Origin of the sequence: Undibacterium sp. Ji42W (assembly GCF_049340405.1) — a bacterium.
In the GTDB taxonomy this organism is placed as follows: Bacteria; Pseudomonadota; Gammaproteobacteria; order Burkholderiales; family Burkholderiaceae_D; genus Undibacterium.
On sequence record NZ_JBMPOV010000003.1, the window covers coordinates 106,162 to 120,669 of the forward strand.

The window sequence follows — 14,508 nt, forward strand, 5'->3', positions numbered from 1 at the left end:
CTGAATTTAACTGTTTTTGGCTTCTAGCGCGGCGATTCTGGCTGCCCGTATTGCTACCGGAATTTGTGCTGGATTACTGACATGCAAGCTGGCTATCTCGCCACCGTTGACTTGCTGTGCCACTTCCAGTGCCTTGCTGAGCAGGATTTGTGGTGCATAGATAGTGTCCTCCTGAGCATACAGGCAAGCTGCAGCACTTAATAATTCATCGAAACGCTGGGGCTTGCGGTAAGCGTCGCAACGCCCCAGCAAATCGATGATGTCAGCTGCTGACAGCGATGCGGCATCTTTGAGGCGCACATGCTCACGCGCCAGCATGGCAGCGAGGTCGCGGCATTCTGCCGGTACTTTTAGTCGCTGGCTGATCGCATCGGCCAGCGCCATACCCTGTTTTCCTTGCTCAGCTGCAACTTTCCCATCAATTTTAACAGCTGCCAAGTCATGCAATAACGCGGCATAGCGTGTAGTTAGTGGCTGGTCTGTTTGTACGGTGGCGTCCAGTAAAAGCATCAATTGTTCAGCCTTGCTGGAGTAATCTGTTACGGGAATAGTCCACAAGACATCAAGTTCTGGCAACAAGCGTTGCAGTGCGCCGCAACTGCGCAAGACTTCAAACATGCGTGAAGGACGTGCTTCCATCAAGCCGCGAGAAATCTCTTGCCATACCCGTTCTGCTACCAGCGCATCCACTTCACCGGCAGCCACCATGGTTTGCATCAGCGCGGTAGTTTCTTGTGCCACGCTAAAATCTTTCGGCGGTATGGCAAAACGGGCTGCAAAGCGGGCCAGACGCAGTATGCGTACCGGGTCTTCGCAAAAAGCCATCGATACATGGCGGAATACGCGGTTTTTGATATCTTGCAGGCCACCATAAGGATCGATGATATTGCCGTCATCATCCTGCGCCATCGCATTGATGCTGAGGTCGCGGCGTATCAGGTCCTGTTCCAGCGTGACTTCTGCATCGGTATGAAATACAAAGCCCTTGTAACCCGCAGCCGTCTTGCGTTCAGTGCGGGCCAGTGCATATTCTTCATGGGTTTTGGGATGCAGGAAGACTGGGAAGTCCTTGCCCACTGGCAGAAAGCCTTTTGCCAGCATGTCTTCCGGTGTGGCACCTACGACGACAAAATCGCGGTCTTGTACCGGGAAGCCCAGCAAGGCATCGCGCACGGCACCGCCTACGATATATGTCTTCATCGATGTCATCATCTATATCTTTGCAGCACTAACGCTCAATCGCCATGGCGGTTGTCATGGCCGGGCATGTTTTCTGTTTCCAGCAAGGCCTCCCTGACCCACAGGGCTACCGCCGGATGGGCGATGACGCGGTCAACATAGGCTTGCAGGGCCGGTGCCAGCGAAACACCATAAGTGCGGAAGCGCATGACCACCGGAGCGAAATAGGCATCGGCAATAGAGAATGCACCGAACAAAAATTCATGGGCTCCATACAGTGCCAGGCAATCTTCCCAGATTTCACTGATGCGGCCTATGTCTGCCTGTGAGCCTATGGTACGCCCCTTGCCAAACAGGTCGGCGCGGATGTTCATGGGCATGTCAAAGCGCAGGGAAGAAAAACCGGAGTGCATTTCAGCACAGATACTGCGTGCCGTTGCCCTTGCGGCGACATCTTCCGGCCACAGATTGAGTATGGAAAATTGCTCGGCCAGGTATTCGCAAATTGCCAGTGAATCCCAGATCGTGATTTCACCCGCCAGCAAGACCGGTACGCGGCCAGCGGCAGAATATTCGGCAATGCGGTTGGTGGTATCTGGCTGGTGCAGCAGTACGCGAATTTCTTCAAATGGGATGCCAAATGCCTTCATCAACACCCATGGGCGCATGGACCAGGATGAATAATTTTTATTGCCTATCACCAGGCGCAAACCTGCACGGTGCTGGTCCAGCATGGCGGCCAGGGCGGGTTGCATTTCTGTATCTTGCATGATGTCTACACTTGAAAATTAAGGAAGATCGGGGTCGCCGGCAGTCATGCCCTTGGGCACGACGATACCGAGACGTGACTTCAGTGATTGTGGCTTTTTCTCGAACAGGGCGGCGTAGTAAGTCGCATTCGACAAGACGTTTTTGACATAGCCACGGGTTTCATTGAAAGGAATCGTTTCAGCAAAAATAGCTCCCTCTACCGGCTTGCTGAGCTTGGAACGCCAGGCACGCGGGCGGCCAGGGCCAGCATTATAGGCAGCAGAAGCCAGTGCTTGCGAGCCACCGAGATCAGTCAGGACCATGTTCAGATAATTTGTGCCGAGGGCAATATTGGTTTCCACATCATTGACCTGATTGGGCACAAAATTGCCCAGGCCAATTTTCTTGGCCACATAGCGCGCTGTTGCTGGCATTAGTTGCATCAGCCCAGATGCCCCCACATGCGACTTGGCATTCATGATGAAGCGTGATTCCTGGCGTATCAGACCATATACCCAGGCCATGTCCATGCCCAGTGCCTGGGTAGTTTTGTACATGCTATCGTTGAACGGGGTAGGGTAACGCTGGCTAAAGTCCAGTTCACCCTTGGTGCGGTCAGAAGTATTGACCATGCGGTCGAGCAAATTGTTTTGCCTTGCCAGTTCAGCCGCTGCCAGATGCTGGCGTTCGCTCATCTTGCGCAATTCCCAATTCCATTCACGCGTGCCTTCAAAGCGCAAGTTCATGGCATAAAACCTCAAAGCCCTTTGCAGATTGGGATTTTTTTCCATCGGTGCCAGTTCTTCTGGCGTCAATGGTTTGACACTTGCTGGCAAGCCTATTTTTTGGCCCTGCTCTTCCAGCGCCAGTTGCCCATAGAAATGCAGTTGATCTGCGATGCTGGCAAACTGTGCCCGTGCTTCTTCATTCTTTCCTTCTGCCTTCAGGGAACGACCATACCAGTAGACCCAGGTTGGATCACTCTTCAGGCTGGCAGGCATGGCGGTGATGCTGGATTTCACCAGTTTCCAGTCAAGTTCACGCAAGGCAGTGCGGGTGCGCCATTGATAGGCTTCCAGCGTCAGTGGCGCGCCTTCGCTTTTTTGCCAGTAGCCTAAAGCTTCTGGCTCCAGTTTCAGTGCAGCCTGCATGGCGATTTGCGCCCAACCCAGGGCTTTTTCATTGTCAGTGAACAGAGCCGCGTGACGGTTGAGGGTGGCGGCAGCCTGCTCGTGATCAGTTTTAGCCAGGCGGCCAAGGGCGATCAAGTAGAGCTCATGCGCTGCATGGCCGGCATCCGGTGCTTTTTTCAACACGCTGGCGGGTTTGTCGATGACTTCTGCGACTTGATTTTCTGGCAGGTTCAGCAACTTGCCTAGGCGTTGCGCCAATGGCGTGGCACCGTTTTCACCCGCCATGCGCATTTGCGCCCACAAATCATACTGGTTGAATTGTCCGGTCGTGACCAGATAAGTCACCATGGCATAACAGCCTTCACCATAATCGCGGGGGCTATTGAGCAAGTTGCGCGCTTCGGTCGCTACTTTTTGTTGCTTTACGGCTTTTGATAGCAGGGAATAGCAGCGCAACTGATTATCATCAGCGACGATAAACAAAGGGTATTGCTGATCAAATAAGTCCCACTCGCCGCGCCTGCCCAACATCAGCAGCCAGTCATTACGCAGGCGGTCCGCGATGGCACTGCCTTCATACTTGTTAATAAATTCACGGAATTCGCTATTGCTGGTTTTTACCAGGCGCGAGCGTATGCGGTAATAATCGATATAGGAAGGAATGTCATAATTCTTCAAGGCTGCAGCATATTGCTCCACGCTGGCAGCGTCATCATGCATGGCGGCATCGCGCAGCGCCATGAAGCGGTCATCATCATTGGCAATCAGGCTCCTTTTCGCGGGCGCTGCATAAGCGAAAGGACTTGTTGCGAAACCTGCTAAGATCATCAGGCTAAGACCAGCTAAACTTTTTTTCACAGACATCTTTTGACAGTTTGAGATTACATTTCTGACAGTATGACACAGCCCAAGAATAGCGAACACAAACTCAGCATTGAAACAGCGCAAAGTCGCCCTGAATTGCGCCAGCTGTTACGCAAAAAACGCCTTGATATGAAGACAGAGCAAAAACTGGCATTGGATGCCGGGATTGGAAGGCAATTACTTGTATGGTGTCAGCAACATAAGCCTTCCAGCATAGGCGTATATTGGCCGATACAGGCTGAACCGGATTTGCGTCTGCCGTATCAAGAATTGCAGGAAAGTGGCGTCCACCTGGCCTTGCCACTGGTCGTGGCCAGGGATCAGGCTTTGAGTTTTCTGGATTGGCAGATGGGGGACGCAATGGTGGTTGATCAATATGGCATTGCCATCCCCGCGCACGGCAGGCTGGTCAGCCTGCCTCAGGTATTGATTATCCCGTGCCTGGGCTGGAATCAGGCCGGCTACCGGCTGGGTTATGGCGGCGGTTTTTATGACCGTACCCTGGCTGCAAGCCCACGGCCTGTGGCGATAGGTATTGCCTATGCCTGCACTGAGGCTGAATTTGTCTCAGAGCCACATGATATTGCGATGGATGTCATCATCAGGGCCTAGACGCTATCATTCAGCCCTATTTTTCACACCAGGTTTGCCACATGGAACGGTAAGCGGCTTCCACCTTGCGGCAAAAGCCGGTTTCATCCATGAGTTTGCTGTTTTGCATCTGGCTGCGCTGGCTCATGCGCAGGGTGTTCAGGTAATCTGGGTTCGATGCCAGGCTGACGACTTTTTCCACATATTCATCTTCTGTACGGGCTATCCATTCTGGCCGCCCCAGGCCTTCCAGTATGCTGGCGCCTATGCCACCAACACCTGGCCTGCCCAGCAAGCTTACAAAAGGTACGCCCATATACAGGGTTTCAAACAGGGTCGTGCCCGAATTATGCGGGAAACAATCGAGGCCTATGTCCATGCCCCTGAGCACATCCCACGGCGGGCTGTGCACGCCAATTTGCAGGCGGCTTCTGTCTATGCCCAGTGCAACAAACTTGTCTTCCATGGCCTGGCGCGTGGCAGTATCACTGAAGTTACTGCTGTCTATCACCAGCCTGGCGTTTTCCAGGCGTTGCAATATCCTGGCCCAGGTGCGTATCACTTGATGGTTGATGCGCACGGCACGACTTAGTGTGCCCAGCGTGATATAGCCATTGTTGAGTGCTGGCAGGCTGGAGACTGCTCCCATGCCTTCCTTGGGTCTATAGGCAAATACCGGGCTATCGACGCGCCATACATTTTCAGCAAAAAGCGCTTCTGTCCGGTGCGGGGCCGTGGAAGAATCTGCCAAAAAATAATCGATGGCCTGCAAGCCGGTCGTGTAACCAAAGCCCAGCCAGGACAGGGATACCGGCGCTGGTTTGCGGGCAAATACCCTCAGACGGTTATTGCTGGTATGTCCGGCCAGGTCTATCAGGATATCGATGCCATCAGCACGGATTCTGTCTGCCAATGCGTCATCATTTAAGTGTGTCGTAGGTATCCAATGATGGGCGTAGCTGCGATAGCGCTCTGACACTGCATCTTCAGTCAGCAATTCAGAGTAGGCATAAATTTCAAACTGGCTTTTGTCATGATGTGCCATCAGCGGTTCAAGAAAATGCTGTACCGGGTGGCGGCGCAAGTCTGGTGATACATAGCCTATCTTCAGGCGGCGTGCAGCTGTCTTGTTATTCGTAGGCGGGCGCTGCAACTGATACAACGGTGTAGCAAAGCGCTGTTCATATTCACGGTAGGCAGCAAAAATTTCTTCTGCACTCAGATCCGGGTGATAGTTGAGGGCAAACAGCAGATTGCCATAGGCTTCAGAAAAATTAGGCCGGTATTCCAGTGCCTGGCGATAAGCATTTACTGCCTCAGGGATCATGCCCTGGTCATCAAACAGGGCACCCAGGCTATTGTAGGCGTCAGCAAAATCCGGCTTGAGTTTGATCGCCTGTTCAAAGCACTGGTGTGCTGCTGTCAGGCGGCTGAAGTGCATGTGCAGTTTGCCATAATCGTGCAGGGCGTTGAAGGAATTGGGATTGAGTTTCAGCGCTTGTTGAAAACTGGTTTCGGCTTGGGCATAGCGATTTTGCTGGTATAGCAAACTTCCCAGATTGCCGTGATGGTCTGCATTGCCTGGTTCAAGTGCCAGTGCCTTGCGATAATTTGCTTCTGCCTGTAAAAACTGTCCGCTACCGCTGTAAATGTGTGCGAGATTGCTCAAGGCGATACTGAAGCAGGGATTGCATTCCAGGCAACGCTCATAACTGGCTTGCGCCTCTTTCAATTTACCTTGCTCTTGCAAGATGACACCAAGATTACAGTGTGCCTCGGTAAAGTCGGGCTTGAGTTGTACCGCCTGCTGATAATGCCGTATCGCTTGCTCAAGCAGGTCTTGCTCCTTGAGCACGACTGCCAGGTTGTAGTAATGAATTGGCTCTGCCGGTGTTTGGTTCAGCATCTGTTGATAGATATTAGCTGCATCTGCAAAACGCCTTTGTTGCATGTACAGATTCAGCAAGTTGTCACGCGCATTGATATTCTCAGGTTGGCGCTGATAGAGATTCTTGAGCAGGGTTTCCGCATCAGCTTGTCTGTCTTGTTGCTGGTACAGGTTGATCAGGAAAAAATCTGCATTGAACAATTCAGGTTGCGCAGCAATCGCTTTTTGGAAACAGGATTCTGCCTCAGCCATGCGGCCCTGGCTGGCGAGTATCATGCCGAGGTTGCAATAGGCGTAGTAATGTTGTGGATCAAGTTTCAGCAGCTCTTCATAATGATGGATGGCCCCGCTAAAATGGTCGCGCTGCTGGAAAAGTATGCCGAGGTTGAAATGCGCATGCGTCATTTGCGGATTGATTTCCAGTGCGCGCAGATAAGCCTGCTCTGCCTCAGGATTTTTCCCCAGCAATGACAGGCTGACGGCAAGATTGAAATGAGCAATCGTATTACCAGGCTCTTGTGCAATGACGTGCTGGTAACACTGTATGGCCTCTGCAGAGCGCGATTGTCCATCCAGAGTCAGGCCCAGATTGATCCAGTTTTCCAGCGATTCTGGCCTGGCTTGCAACACCAGACGGTATACTGCCTCTGCTTCTGGTAACAGCATTTTTTCATATAGCTTGTCAGCGAGGATATTGGCTGGCAGGTTTTCTGCCGGATCAAGTTCCAGTCTTTGATAGGCGACAGCGAGGGCATTCTGGTCACCTTCTACCATCACGGTAGTTGCCTCTGTCGTTGACTGAGCAGTTTGTTCTGGTCGTGGTTCGGGCGCGGCCGCAGTCGCAGTCATAGTCACAGCGGCTTCAGCCACTGGCAGATTATCCTGGTCAGCGGGTTTGCTGTCATGCGCTTGTTGGAAGGTGTCTGTCGATTTTGAAAAAGTGTTTTTAAGCCATTTCAACATGGGAGCAGGTCATCTGGTTGGTATCAATTCCAGGTATTTTACCCAGTAATCAGCCTTGCTGGCTGCAAATTGATTTACCAGATGACCGCACTCAGGCGTATCAGCGGATGATATCCGGATTCAAGACTTCTTCATCCACTCGTGGTGTCTGCCCACGCAGCACCGAATTGCCACTGTAAAGTGTGCGCTGGTCTATCTTGGCAGGCTGGCACCAGTGGGCTTCCTGCATCTCCTGGTTCAGGCCATACACAGACAAGGCATTGGCATACACAACCTGATGTATCACCTCGGCAGAAATGCCACGGCTGGCCATCAGGCGCGCTGATTTGGGTACGGCCAGTGGGTCAGACACACCCCAGTCACAGGCCGAGTTGACGATGATGCGCTCGGGGCCATATTGATTGACGATGTCAGCCAGTCTTTCATTGCCCATCTTGGTGGATGGATAGATCGTGAAGGCGCACCAGTAGCCACGGTCCAGTACCTCTTGCACGGTTTCTTCATTATTGTGGTCGATAACGCAGCGCGCCGGGTCAAAGCCGCATTCTTCCAGCACGTCCATGGTGCGGGTGGTACCGCGTTTCTTGTCGCGATGCGGCGTGTGTATCATGATAGGCAGTTCAAATTCCATTGCCATGGCGATTTGCGCCCGCAGGGCTTTGTCTTCGAGTTCGGTCTGTTCATCGTAGCCAATTTCACCCAGCGCGACCACACCTTCCTTGCCGAGGTAGCGTGGCATGATGTCGAGCACCGCTTCTGCCAGTGCCGGGTTATTTGCCTCTTTAGGGTTAAGACCTATCGCGCAATAATGGCGTATGCCAAATTGCCCGGCACGAAAACGCTCAAAGCCGGTGATGGTAGAAAAATAATCGATGAAACTGCCGACATTGGTGCGCAATTGCCCGAGCCAGAATGCCGGTTCGATGACGGCGACAATACCGGCTTTTGCCATGGCTTCGTAATCATCGGTAGTGCGGGCGATCATATGTGCATGTGGGTCTATCATCATGCCATTGCCGCCGCTGGGCAATTGACGGAATGCAGCCTGGCCCTGTTGCAATTGCCCAGCCTGGGCCAGCAGGTTTTGCAGCATCTGCGGCGTGATCGTGCCATTGCAGCAGGGGCAGGTGACGGCACGGTCAGAAAACATTTCATCGACTATCGTGCTGTCGGCGACGAAGTTGCCAGGGTACTTATCTTGGGGTGTGCCATTCTCGTTCATTTGCCTGCTCCTGAGTGTGCATCTTTAAACACGATTTTCAAACATGATCTTCAAACATGATTTTCAAGGCGATGTCCTTGATATCTGCCGCGTGCACTTCGTTCACGCCATCTGGCCTTGCCTGGTCAAGTATCAGCAAGGGGCCATCGGCCACATCATCCACCGGCCTGCCGTGCGAACCCTTGACCAGGCTGGCATCAAGGCCGATGACATTCATGAGGCTGCGCAAACCCAGCAGGCGCTTGCCCAGCCGCCATGCGACGGCGAGTTTCGGGAAGCGGATATTTTTATCGACAAATAATTCAGCCGGGTCATAGCCGGGTTTGCGGTGTATCTCTACCGTGCGCGCAAAGTCAGGCGCCAGTGCATCATCTTGCCAGTAATAGTAGGTGAACCATGAGCGCTTGTCTGCCATGACGACCAGTTCACCAGAGCGCGGGTGATCCAGCCCTATTTCTGCACGCTCGCTACCGGCCCAGATACCTTCTACACCAGCAACACCGGCCAGCAGCCTGCGCACCGGCGCAATCAATTCGGGTCTGGAGATATATACATGGGCAAACTGGTGGTCAGCCACCGCATAGGCGCTGGAGGCAATCGGGTCCAGCAGTTCTGCACCATCTTCCTGGCGCACCACCAGATAACCGGCTTCACGCAGTAGGCGGTTCAGGTGCACCGGGCGATCGACAGCAGTGATGCCATATTCAGACAGTATCATGACGCGACGCCCGGCCTGTTGCGCATGGGCGATCAGGTCTCCCGCCACTTCGTCTATATCACGCAGCGATTGCTGTACCGCCGGGCTTGTCAGGTCTGGCCCATGTCTTTGCAAGTCATAATCAAGGTGAGGTAGATAGACCATGGTCAGGGTGGGATTTTTTTCCGTGATCGCCAGCTTGGCGGCATCAGCGATCCAGCGGCTGGACTTGATCGTGGTGGCCGGGCCCCAGAACTGGAACAGCGGGAAGGCACCGAGTTTTTGACTCAGCTCATCGCGCCATTCTGGCGGCGTCGTATAACAGTCGGGCAGCTTGCGGCCGTCTGCCTTGTAGATAGGGCGGGGTGTAATGCCATAGTCATGGCTGGAGGCCATGTTGTACCACCAGAACAGGTTTGCACAAGTGAACCTGGGGTCGCGCGCCTTGCCTGCTTCCCAGATTTTTTCTCCCGTGATGAGCTTGCTCGATTGCCGCCAAAACCAGATTTCTGCCAGATCACGGAATAACCAGCCATTTCCGACTATGCCATGTTGTTGCGGCGGCAGCCCCGTCATCATGGTGGCCTGTACGCTGCAAGTGACCGCTGGTGTCACGGTTTGCAGGGGCAGCAGCTTGCCCTGTTCAACAAATGCCTTGAGCCTGGGTGTGTAGATCCCTATCAGGCGAGGTGTCAGTCCAACGATATTCAGTATTAACAGGGCTTGGGCTTGCATGGAAAATCTTTGTTTATTGGCTATATGGCTCGGTGGGCGGCCGTGACGACAAATGCATATCGCAAAACGCTACTCTGCCATTGTCGGCCCCGCTTGTTGCCTGATTATTATCTTATCCATGGTTTACTGCAACATGCTTTGTGTAAAAAATGTTTCTTTTTGGTTAATTTAAAAATGTCATCATAATTCAACATTTGTTTTCAAATAATCATTGATTATTTTGCATTAATGTTTCAATATTTGTAATTGTGTACTGCCTGTTCAGAGCGGCACGACGGTTATGCGCAAGCAGCGGGTGCCGTCATCTGTGTCATCACAATCAACATGACAAAGCCAGCAAACCCAGGTAAGCCCGTCAATTCACTTGATATCTACCTCAGGAGTAATCATGAGTTATCTAAGCCTTCCCCGTCTGGTTTTTGCCGGGCAGTTTCAAGCGGATGTATCCACGGTCAATAATGACCCTGAACATTTCAATACAGCGCGTTTCCGTTCGAACTACCAGATGCCGGGGCCAGGTACCAGCAATGGCTGGTGGAATCCTAACGGCACGGGCGCATGGCGTTTCCGTCAGTGCGTAGTGACCAGCGTGGCGTATAAGGATGGCAGCACTTGCAGCGACCCCAGCCTTGATCCTGTCATCGGCCTGGCCGTGAATGGCACCGACAGCAGGGTAGAGGGCAAGCTGGTTGATCTCGATAGTGAACAACAGATGGTGTCGCAGATCTGGGGCTTTTCGGTCAATCTTGGCAGCGAGGCATCCGGCATGGGTTTCCGTAGCCGTTTTGCGGTCGCGCCGTTTGCTGATATCTGGGTCAATTACCCACCTGGCGAGCCAGATTCATTCTTTTGTGCTTATTACCAGTCAGTGCTGGAGCAGATCAGCATCACCGGTGCCGGGCCTTCACGCTTCCTGCAAGAGTTGCTGGCTGAGAATAAAACGCCAGACAATTTCAGTATCAAGTTTAATGTCGATAGTTTTGATGACACCATGTCTTCACCCAATTTCACCTTTGGCCGCGTGGTTGGCAGCATAGGCTTGCATGATGCGTGTGAACCACGGCATTTTGTGCCTGGCCGCCGCCTGTGGGCAGTGCCAGGGCAAACAGCCAATGACGCCATCGGGCAAATTGTCGGCAATGTGCTGACACTGGATCTCGGTAATAGCCTGCCTATTGAAGAACTGGGCGGTGCCCGCGCAGATTCTGGCAGTTTGACTGTAGCTTTGCTGCCGAATGATGGCCCGCCGCAATTGCTGGCGGAAGTCAATTACCAGGGGCAGCACTGGTATGAAAGCACGGCAGGCATCGTCTCCATTCCCTTGAGCAGCACACAGCTCGCCGCTGCCAATAATACCCCGCTGGGCCTGGTCAAAAACGCGACCCAGCCTTTGCTGGCGGAAGCACCGAATGGTCAGTGGGTGCGTGCCGATAATTTTGTCTTCAGGTTCAATCCGCCAGAAAACACCAATGTGCATTTTTATGCGAGCAGCTTTGGGCAGCCGCTGGCAAATACCCAGATCAGTCTTGGCTTTGATCCCTCAGCAATGGAAGGTCAGGTCACCCAGGGACCGGTATCGGGCCCGCAACAAGTTGGTACACCTACCGAAGCACTGGCTTTTCAGACCAGCATTACGACCAGCAGCGATGGCCGGGCAGAATTGACACTGAAAGCGACAGACCCCGGTAATCCGCGCGGCTATATTGATGGTCAGGTGTATTGCGTCACCTACCAGATAGGCAGTACGCCACCGCCGCTGGGCAGTGTGGGTAATGGCGCACTGACGCTGAATGCGCTGGTCTTCAGCGGCTACGCCATACCCGACAAGCCAGACTGGATGTCGGATGTACGTCCTATCTTCCAGCAATATGCTGACCTCTATCCCATCATGCACAAGATTGTTGATCTGTCGAATTATGCGAGTTTGACCAGCAAGATTTATGCACTCAAGAATGTGTTCAAGGCACCCGTATCAGACCCCAATTACATGCCGGTGACACGCGACCTTTCTACCCAAAAGCGCGAGATGCTGTTGAAGTGGCTGGAAAGCCCGCTCTACATGGAACTTGATTCTGTTCCCGACCTGCATCGTGCCCTGCAACAGGCAATAGAGCTGGAGCATGCGACCATACCGCCTTACCTGACTGCGCTCTACAGTATCAAACCGAATGCCAATATAGAAGTGGCGCAGTTGATACGCAGTGTCGTCATGGAAGAAATGCTGCATATGGCGCTGGTCGCCAATCTGATGATATCTATCGGTGGCAAACCCACGTTCAACCGCCCAAAATTCGTGCCGGTTTATCCTGGCTCCTTGCCCGGTGGCCTGCGCGCAGACCTTAATGTGCGCCTGCGTAAATGCTCTATCGATCAGTTGCGTGCCTTCATGTCCATAGAGCAGCCAGAAAAAACCATAGAGCCCGTGCATTACCGCGCCAAGAGAGGAGAGCCTGTTGATACCTCGAAATACACCATAGGCTGGTTTTATGACGAAATCAAACAGACCCTGACGGACTTGAGCAATGACGGACAGATCAGTTTTGGCAACGCAGAGAAACAGGTTACGGAATGGCATGGCACAGGCAAATTGTTCGCGATCACTTCACTGGCGGATGCTTGCCGCGCGATAGATGAAATCAAGCGTCAGGGCGAGGGCGCAAGTGCACGTCATCCGGGTGATGGCGATGGTGAATTGTCGCACTATTACAAATATGCAGAAATCGTCAATGGTTACCGTCTGGTCAGAAGCGAGCATGGTTTTTCCTATACTGGTGAAAAAATCCCGTTTGACCCCGATGGTGTCTGGCCGATGATGGATGACCCCAACCTGGCGCTCTATACCAAAGGCTCACGCGCCCGCATCTTGCAAGAGCAATTCGCCAGTACCTATCAGGCGCTGCTGAATGGCTTGCACATCGCCTTCAATGGTGAGCCAGACAAGCTGGGTCAGGCTGTTGGCCTGATGTTCTCATTGGGTCTGGCGGCGCAACAATTGATGGAGACGCCTTCAGGTTTGAATGATGGCACGACGGCTGGGCCGAGTTTCCAGCTCCCTTCCCCCGGTTGAATGAGCCCTTGTGTTTCCTCCAGACAGTGTTGCCAATATTGTTTCTGGGGGATTGATAAATTTGCAAATAAATGCATATCAGTTTTATAATCAAATCCAGCATGATGGCGAGCTGGAGTGGTATCCATGAAAAGGACTTATCGTGAAATTGGCTGAACTCAACAGGCTGCCCGATCTCGATGTGACGGCACCATCTGCCTTGCGCGGTGCCTGGCAACAGCAACATGTGCGCGTCGATTATTCTTTCCCTGTGGTATCCACCCGCGATGCCTTTGATATTGCCAATCCTGATTTTCGTGCGGTTGTGACGCTGCGCGAACCGCAACGCCGCCACCGCCTTGCCATTTTTCTTGATGAAGGCGTTGCCAGGGCCATGCCTGGTCTTGCCGAACAGATACTGACGTATATCAGCTTCCATCATGAAGCCATGGAATTGATAGCTGACATCTTCATGATGCCCGGTGGCGAAGCCTGCAAGAATGATCCCGCCCTCGTAGAGAAATTACTGCGAGCGTTGTCAGATCGGGCAATAGACCGGCATTCCTATGCCATCGCCATAGGTGGCGGTGCCGTGCTGGATGCCGTCGGTTATGCGTCTGCGATTTTCCATCGCGGGGTGCGGCATATACGCTTCCCTACTACGGTGCTGGCGCAAGATGACAGCGGGGTCGGTGTCAAGAATGCCGTTAACTGGAAGGGACAGAAAAACCTCATCGGTACGTTCGCACCGCCCTGGGCTGTCATCAATGATGCAGCTTTCATTGATATCCTGCCTGCGCGCGAAAAACGGGCAGGGCTGGCAGAGGCTGTCAAGGTAGCCCTGATACGTGACCATGCCTTCTTCCTCATGATGGAAAAACAGTTGCCCGCACTGGCTGCATTTGACAGCGCGATCCTGAACAACGTCATCGCCCGTTCAGCCAGCCTGCACATGCACCAGATCGCGCATGGTGGTGATCCGTTTGAAAGCGGCTCTGCCCGGCCACTTGATTATGGCCACTGGGTCGCCCACAAACTTGAGCGCCTGACCGCACATGCGCTGTCGCATGGAGAGGCGGTGGCCATAGGCCTGGCGCTGGATGCCCGTTATTCCTGCCTCGCCGGTTTATTGCCAGCAGGAGAAGATGCCCGTATCCACCGCTTGCTGACTCAACTCGGTTTTGATTTGTGGCACCCGCAATTACTCGCGCAGAATACGCAAGGCGAATTACTTGTGTTGCAGGGTTTGCGAGAATTCCGTGAGCACCTGGGCGGAGAATTAACCATCACCTTGCTGGCGGCGATAGGCAGTGGTGTAGAAGTGCATGAGATGGATGCCGGACTGGTGCGGGCAGCGATAGACTGGCTGCAAAGCCTGCAAACAAGCGCACCGCCGACAATATCAACCGCAACATCCATCACAATCGCAGGCTGAGACTG

General features: G+C 53.1%; 9 protein-coding genes. 3 read left to right on the forward strand and 6 right to left on the reverse strand.

The features are described from left to right. Positions 1-6: 6 nt before the first annotated feature. The 3 genes from ACO0LG_RS06775 to ACO0LG_RS06785 are packed head-to-tail and all read right to left on the reverse strand — an operon-like array spanning position 7 to position 3,890. Positions 7-1,200: a multifunctional CCA addition/repair protein gene (locus tag ACO0LG_RS06775; RefSeq protein WP_423024607.1), complete on the reverse strand. Its 1,194-nt coding sequence runs from the start codon at positions 1,198-1,200 to the stop codon at positions 7-9. 35 nt (positions 1,201-1,235) lie between these two features. Then, positions 1,236-1,949, reverse strand: a complete 714-nt coding sequence (locus ACO0LG_RS06780; protein WP_423024609.1) for a glutathione S-transferase family protein — start codon at positions 1,947-1,949, stop codon at positions 1,236-1,238. 18 nt (positions 1,950-1,967) lie between these two features. Next, positions 1,968-3,890, reverse strand: a complete 1,923-nt coding sequence (locus ACO0LG_RS06785; RefSeq protein WP_423024611.1) for a transglycosylase SLT domain-containing protein — start codon at positions 3,888-3,890, stop codon at positions 1,968-1,970. A gap of 69 nt (positions 3,891-3,959) precedes the next feature. Between ACO0LG_RS06785 and ACO0LG_RS06790 the strand changes: the two genes are divergently transcribed. Further along, positions 3,960-4,538: a 5-formyltetrahydrofolate cyclo-ligase gene (locus ACO0LG_RS06790; RefSeq protein ID WP_423024613.1), complete on the forward strand. Its 579-nt coding sequence runs from the start codon at positions 3,960-3,962 to the stop codon at positions 4,536-4,538. 16 nt (positions 4,539-4,554) lie between these two features. Here the strand turns inward: ACO0LG_RS06790 and ACO0LG_RS06795 are convergent, their stop codons facing one another. The 3 genes from ACO0LG_RS06795 to ACO0LG_RS06805 form a co-directional block, all read right to left on the reverse strand. After that, complete coding sequence (locus ACO0LG_RS06795) at positions 4,555-7,368, reverse strand: tetratricopeptide repeat protein (protein WP_423024615.1); 2,814 nt, start codon at positions 7,366-7,368, stop codon at positions 4,555-4,557. Between the two features lie 100 nt (positions 7,369-7,468). After that, positions 7,469-8,590 carry a TatD family hydrolase gene (locus tag ACO0LG_RS06800; RefSeq protein WP_423024617.1) on the reverse strand — a complete coding sequence of 374 codons (1,122 nt, stop codon included), beginning with the start codon at positions 8,588-8,590 and terminating at the stop codon, positions 7,469-7,471. 37 nt (positions 8,591-8,627) lie between these two features. After that, positions 8,628-10,022, reverse strand: coding sequence for a nucleotide pyrophosphatase/phosphodiesterase family protein (locus ACO0LG_RS06805; protein WP_423024619.1), 1,395 nt, complete (start codon positions 10,020-10,022; stop codon positions 8,628-8,630). Positions 10,023-10,410: 388 nt separating this feature from the next. On the opposite strand from ACO0LG_RS06805, the gene ACO0LG_RS06810 reads away from it, so the two are divergent. Beyond that, complete coding sequence (locus ACO0LG_RS06810) at positions 10,411-13,089, forward strand: ferritin-like domain-containing protein (protein ID WP_423024621.1); 2,679 nt, start codon at positions 10,411-10,413, stop codon at positions 13,087-13,089. Positions 13,090-13,231: 142 nt separating this feature from the next. Further along, positions 13,232-14,503, forward strand: a complete 1,272-nt coding sequence (locus ACO0LG_RS06815) for a 3-dehydroquinate synthase (protein ID WP_423024623.1) — start codon at positions 13,232-13,234, stop codon at positions 14,501-14,503. The last annotated feature ends 5 nt before the right edge of the window (positions 14,504-14,508 follow it).

Bases quoted from the DNA above. Each gene is read 5' to 3' on its own strand.
- ACO0LG_RS06775 (WP_423024607.1), bottom strand. From the start codon at position 1,200: ATGAAGACATATATCGTAGGCGGTGCCGTGCGCGATGCCTTGCTGGGC.
- ACO0LG_RS06780 (WP_423024609.1), bottom strand. From the start codon at position 1,949: ATGCAAGATACAGAAATGCAACCCGCCCTGGCCGCCATGCTGGACCAG.
- ACO0LG_RS06785 (WP_423024611.1), bottom strand. From the start codon at position 3,890: ATGATCTTAGCAGGTTTCGCAACAAGTCCTTTCGCTTATGCAGCGCCC.
- ACO0LG_RS06790 (WP_423024613.1), top strand. From the start codon at position 3,960: ATGACACAGCCCAAGAATAGCGAACACAAACTCAGCATTGAAACAGCG.
- ACO0LG_RS06795 (WP_423024615.1), bottom strand. From the start codon at position 7,368: ATGTTGAAATGGCTTAAAAACACTTTTTCAAAATCGACAGACACCTTC.
- ACO0LG_RS06800 (WP_423024617.1), bottom strand. From the start codon at position 8,590: ATGAACGAGAATGGCACACCCCAAGATAAGTACCCTGGCAACTTCGTC.
- ACO0LG_RS06805 (WP_423024619.1), bottom strand. From the start codon at position 10,022: ATGCAAGCCCAAGCCCTGTTAATACTGAATATCGTTGGACTGACACCT.
- ACO0LG_RS06810 (WP_423024621.1), top strand. From the start codon at position 10,411: ATGAGTTATCTAAGCCTTCCCCGTCTGGTTTTTGCCGGGCAGTTTCAA.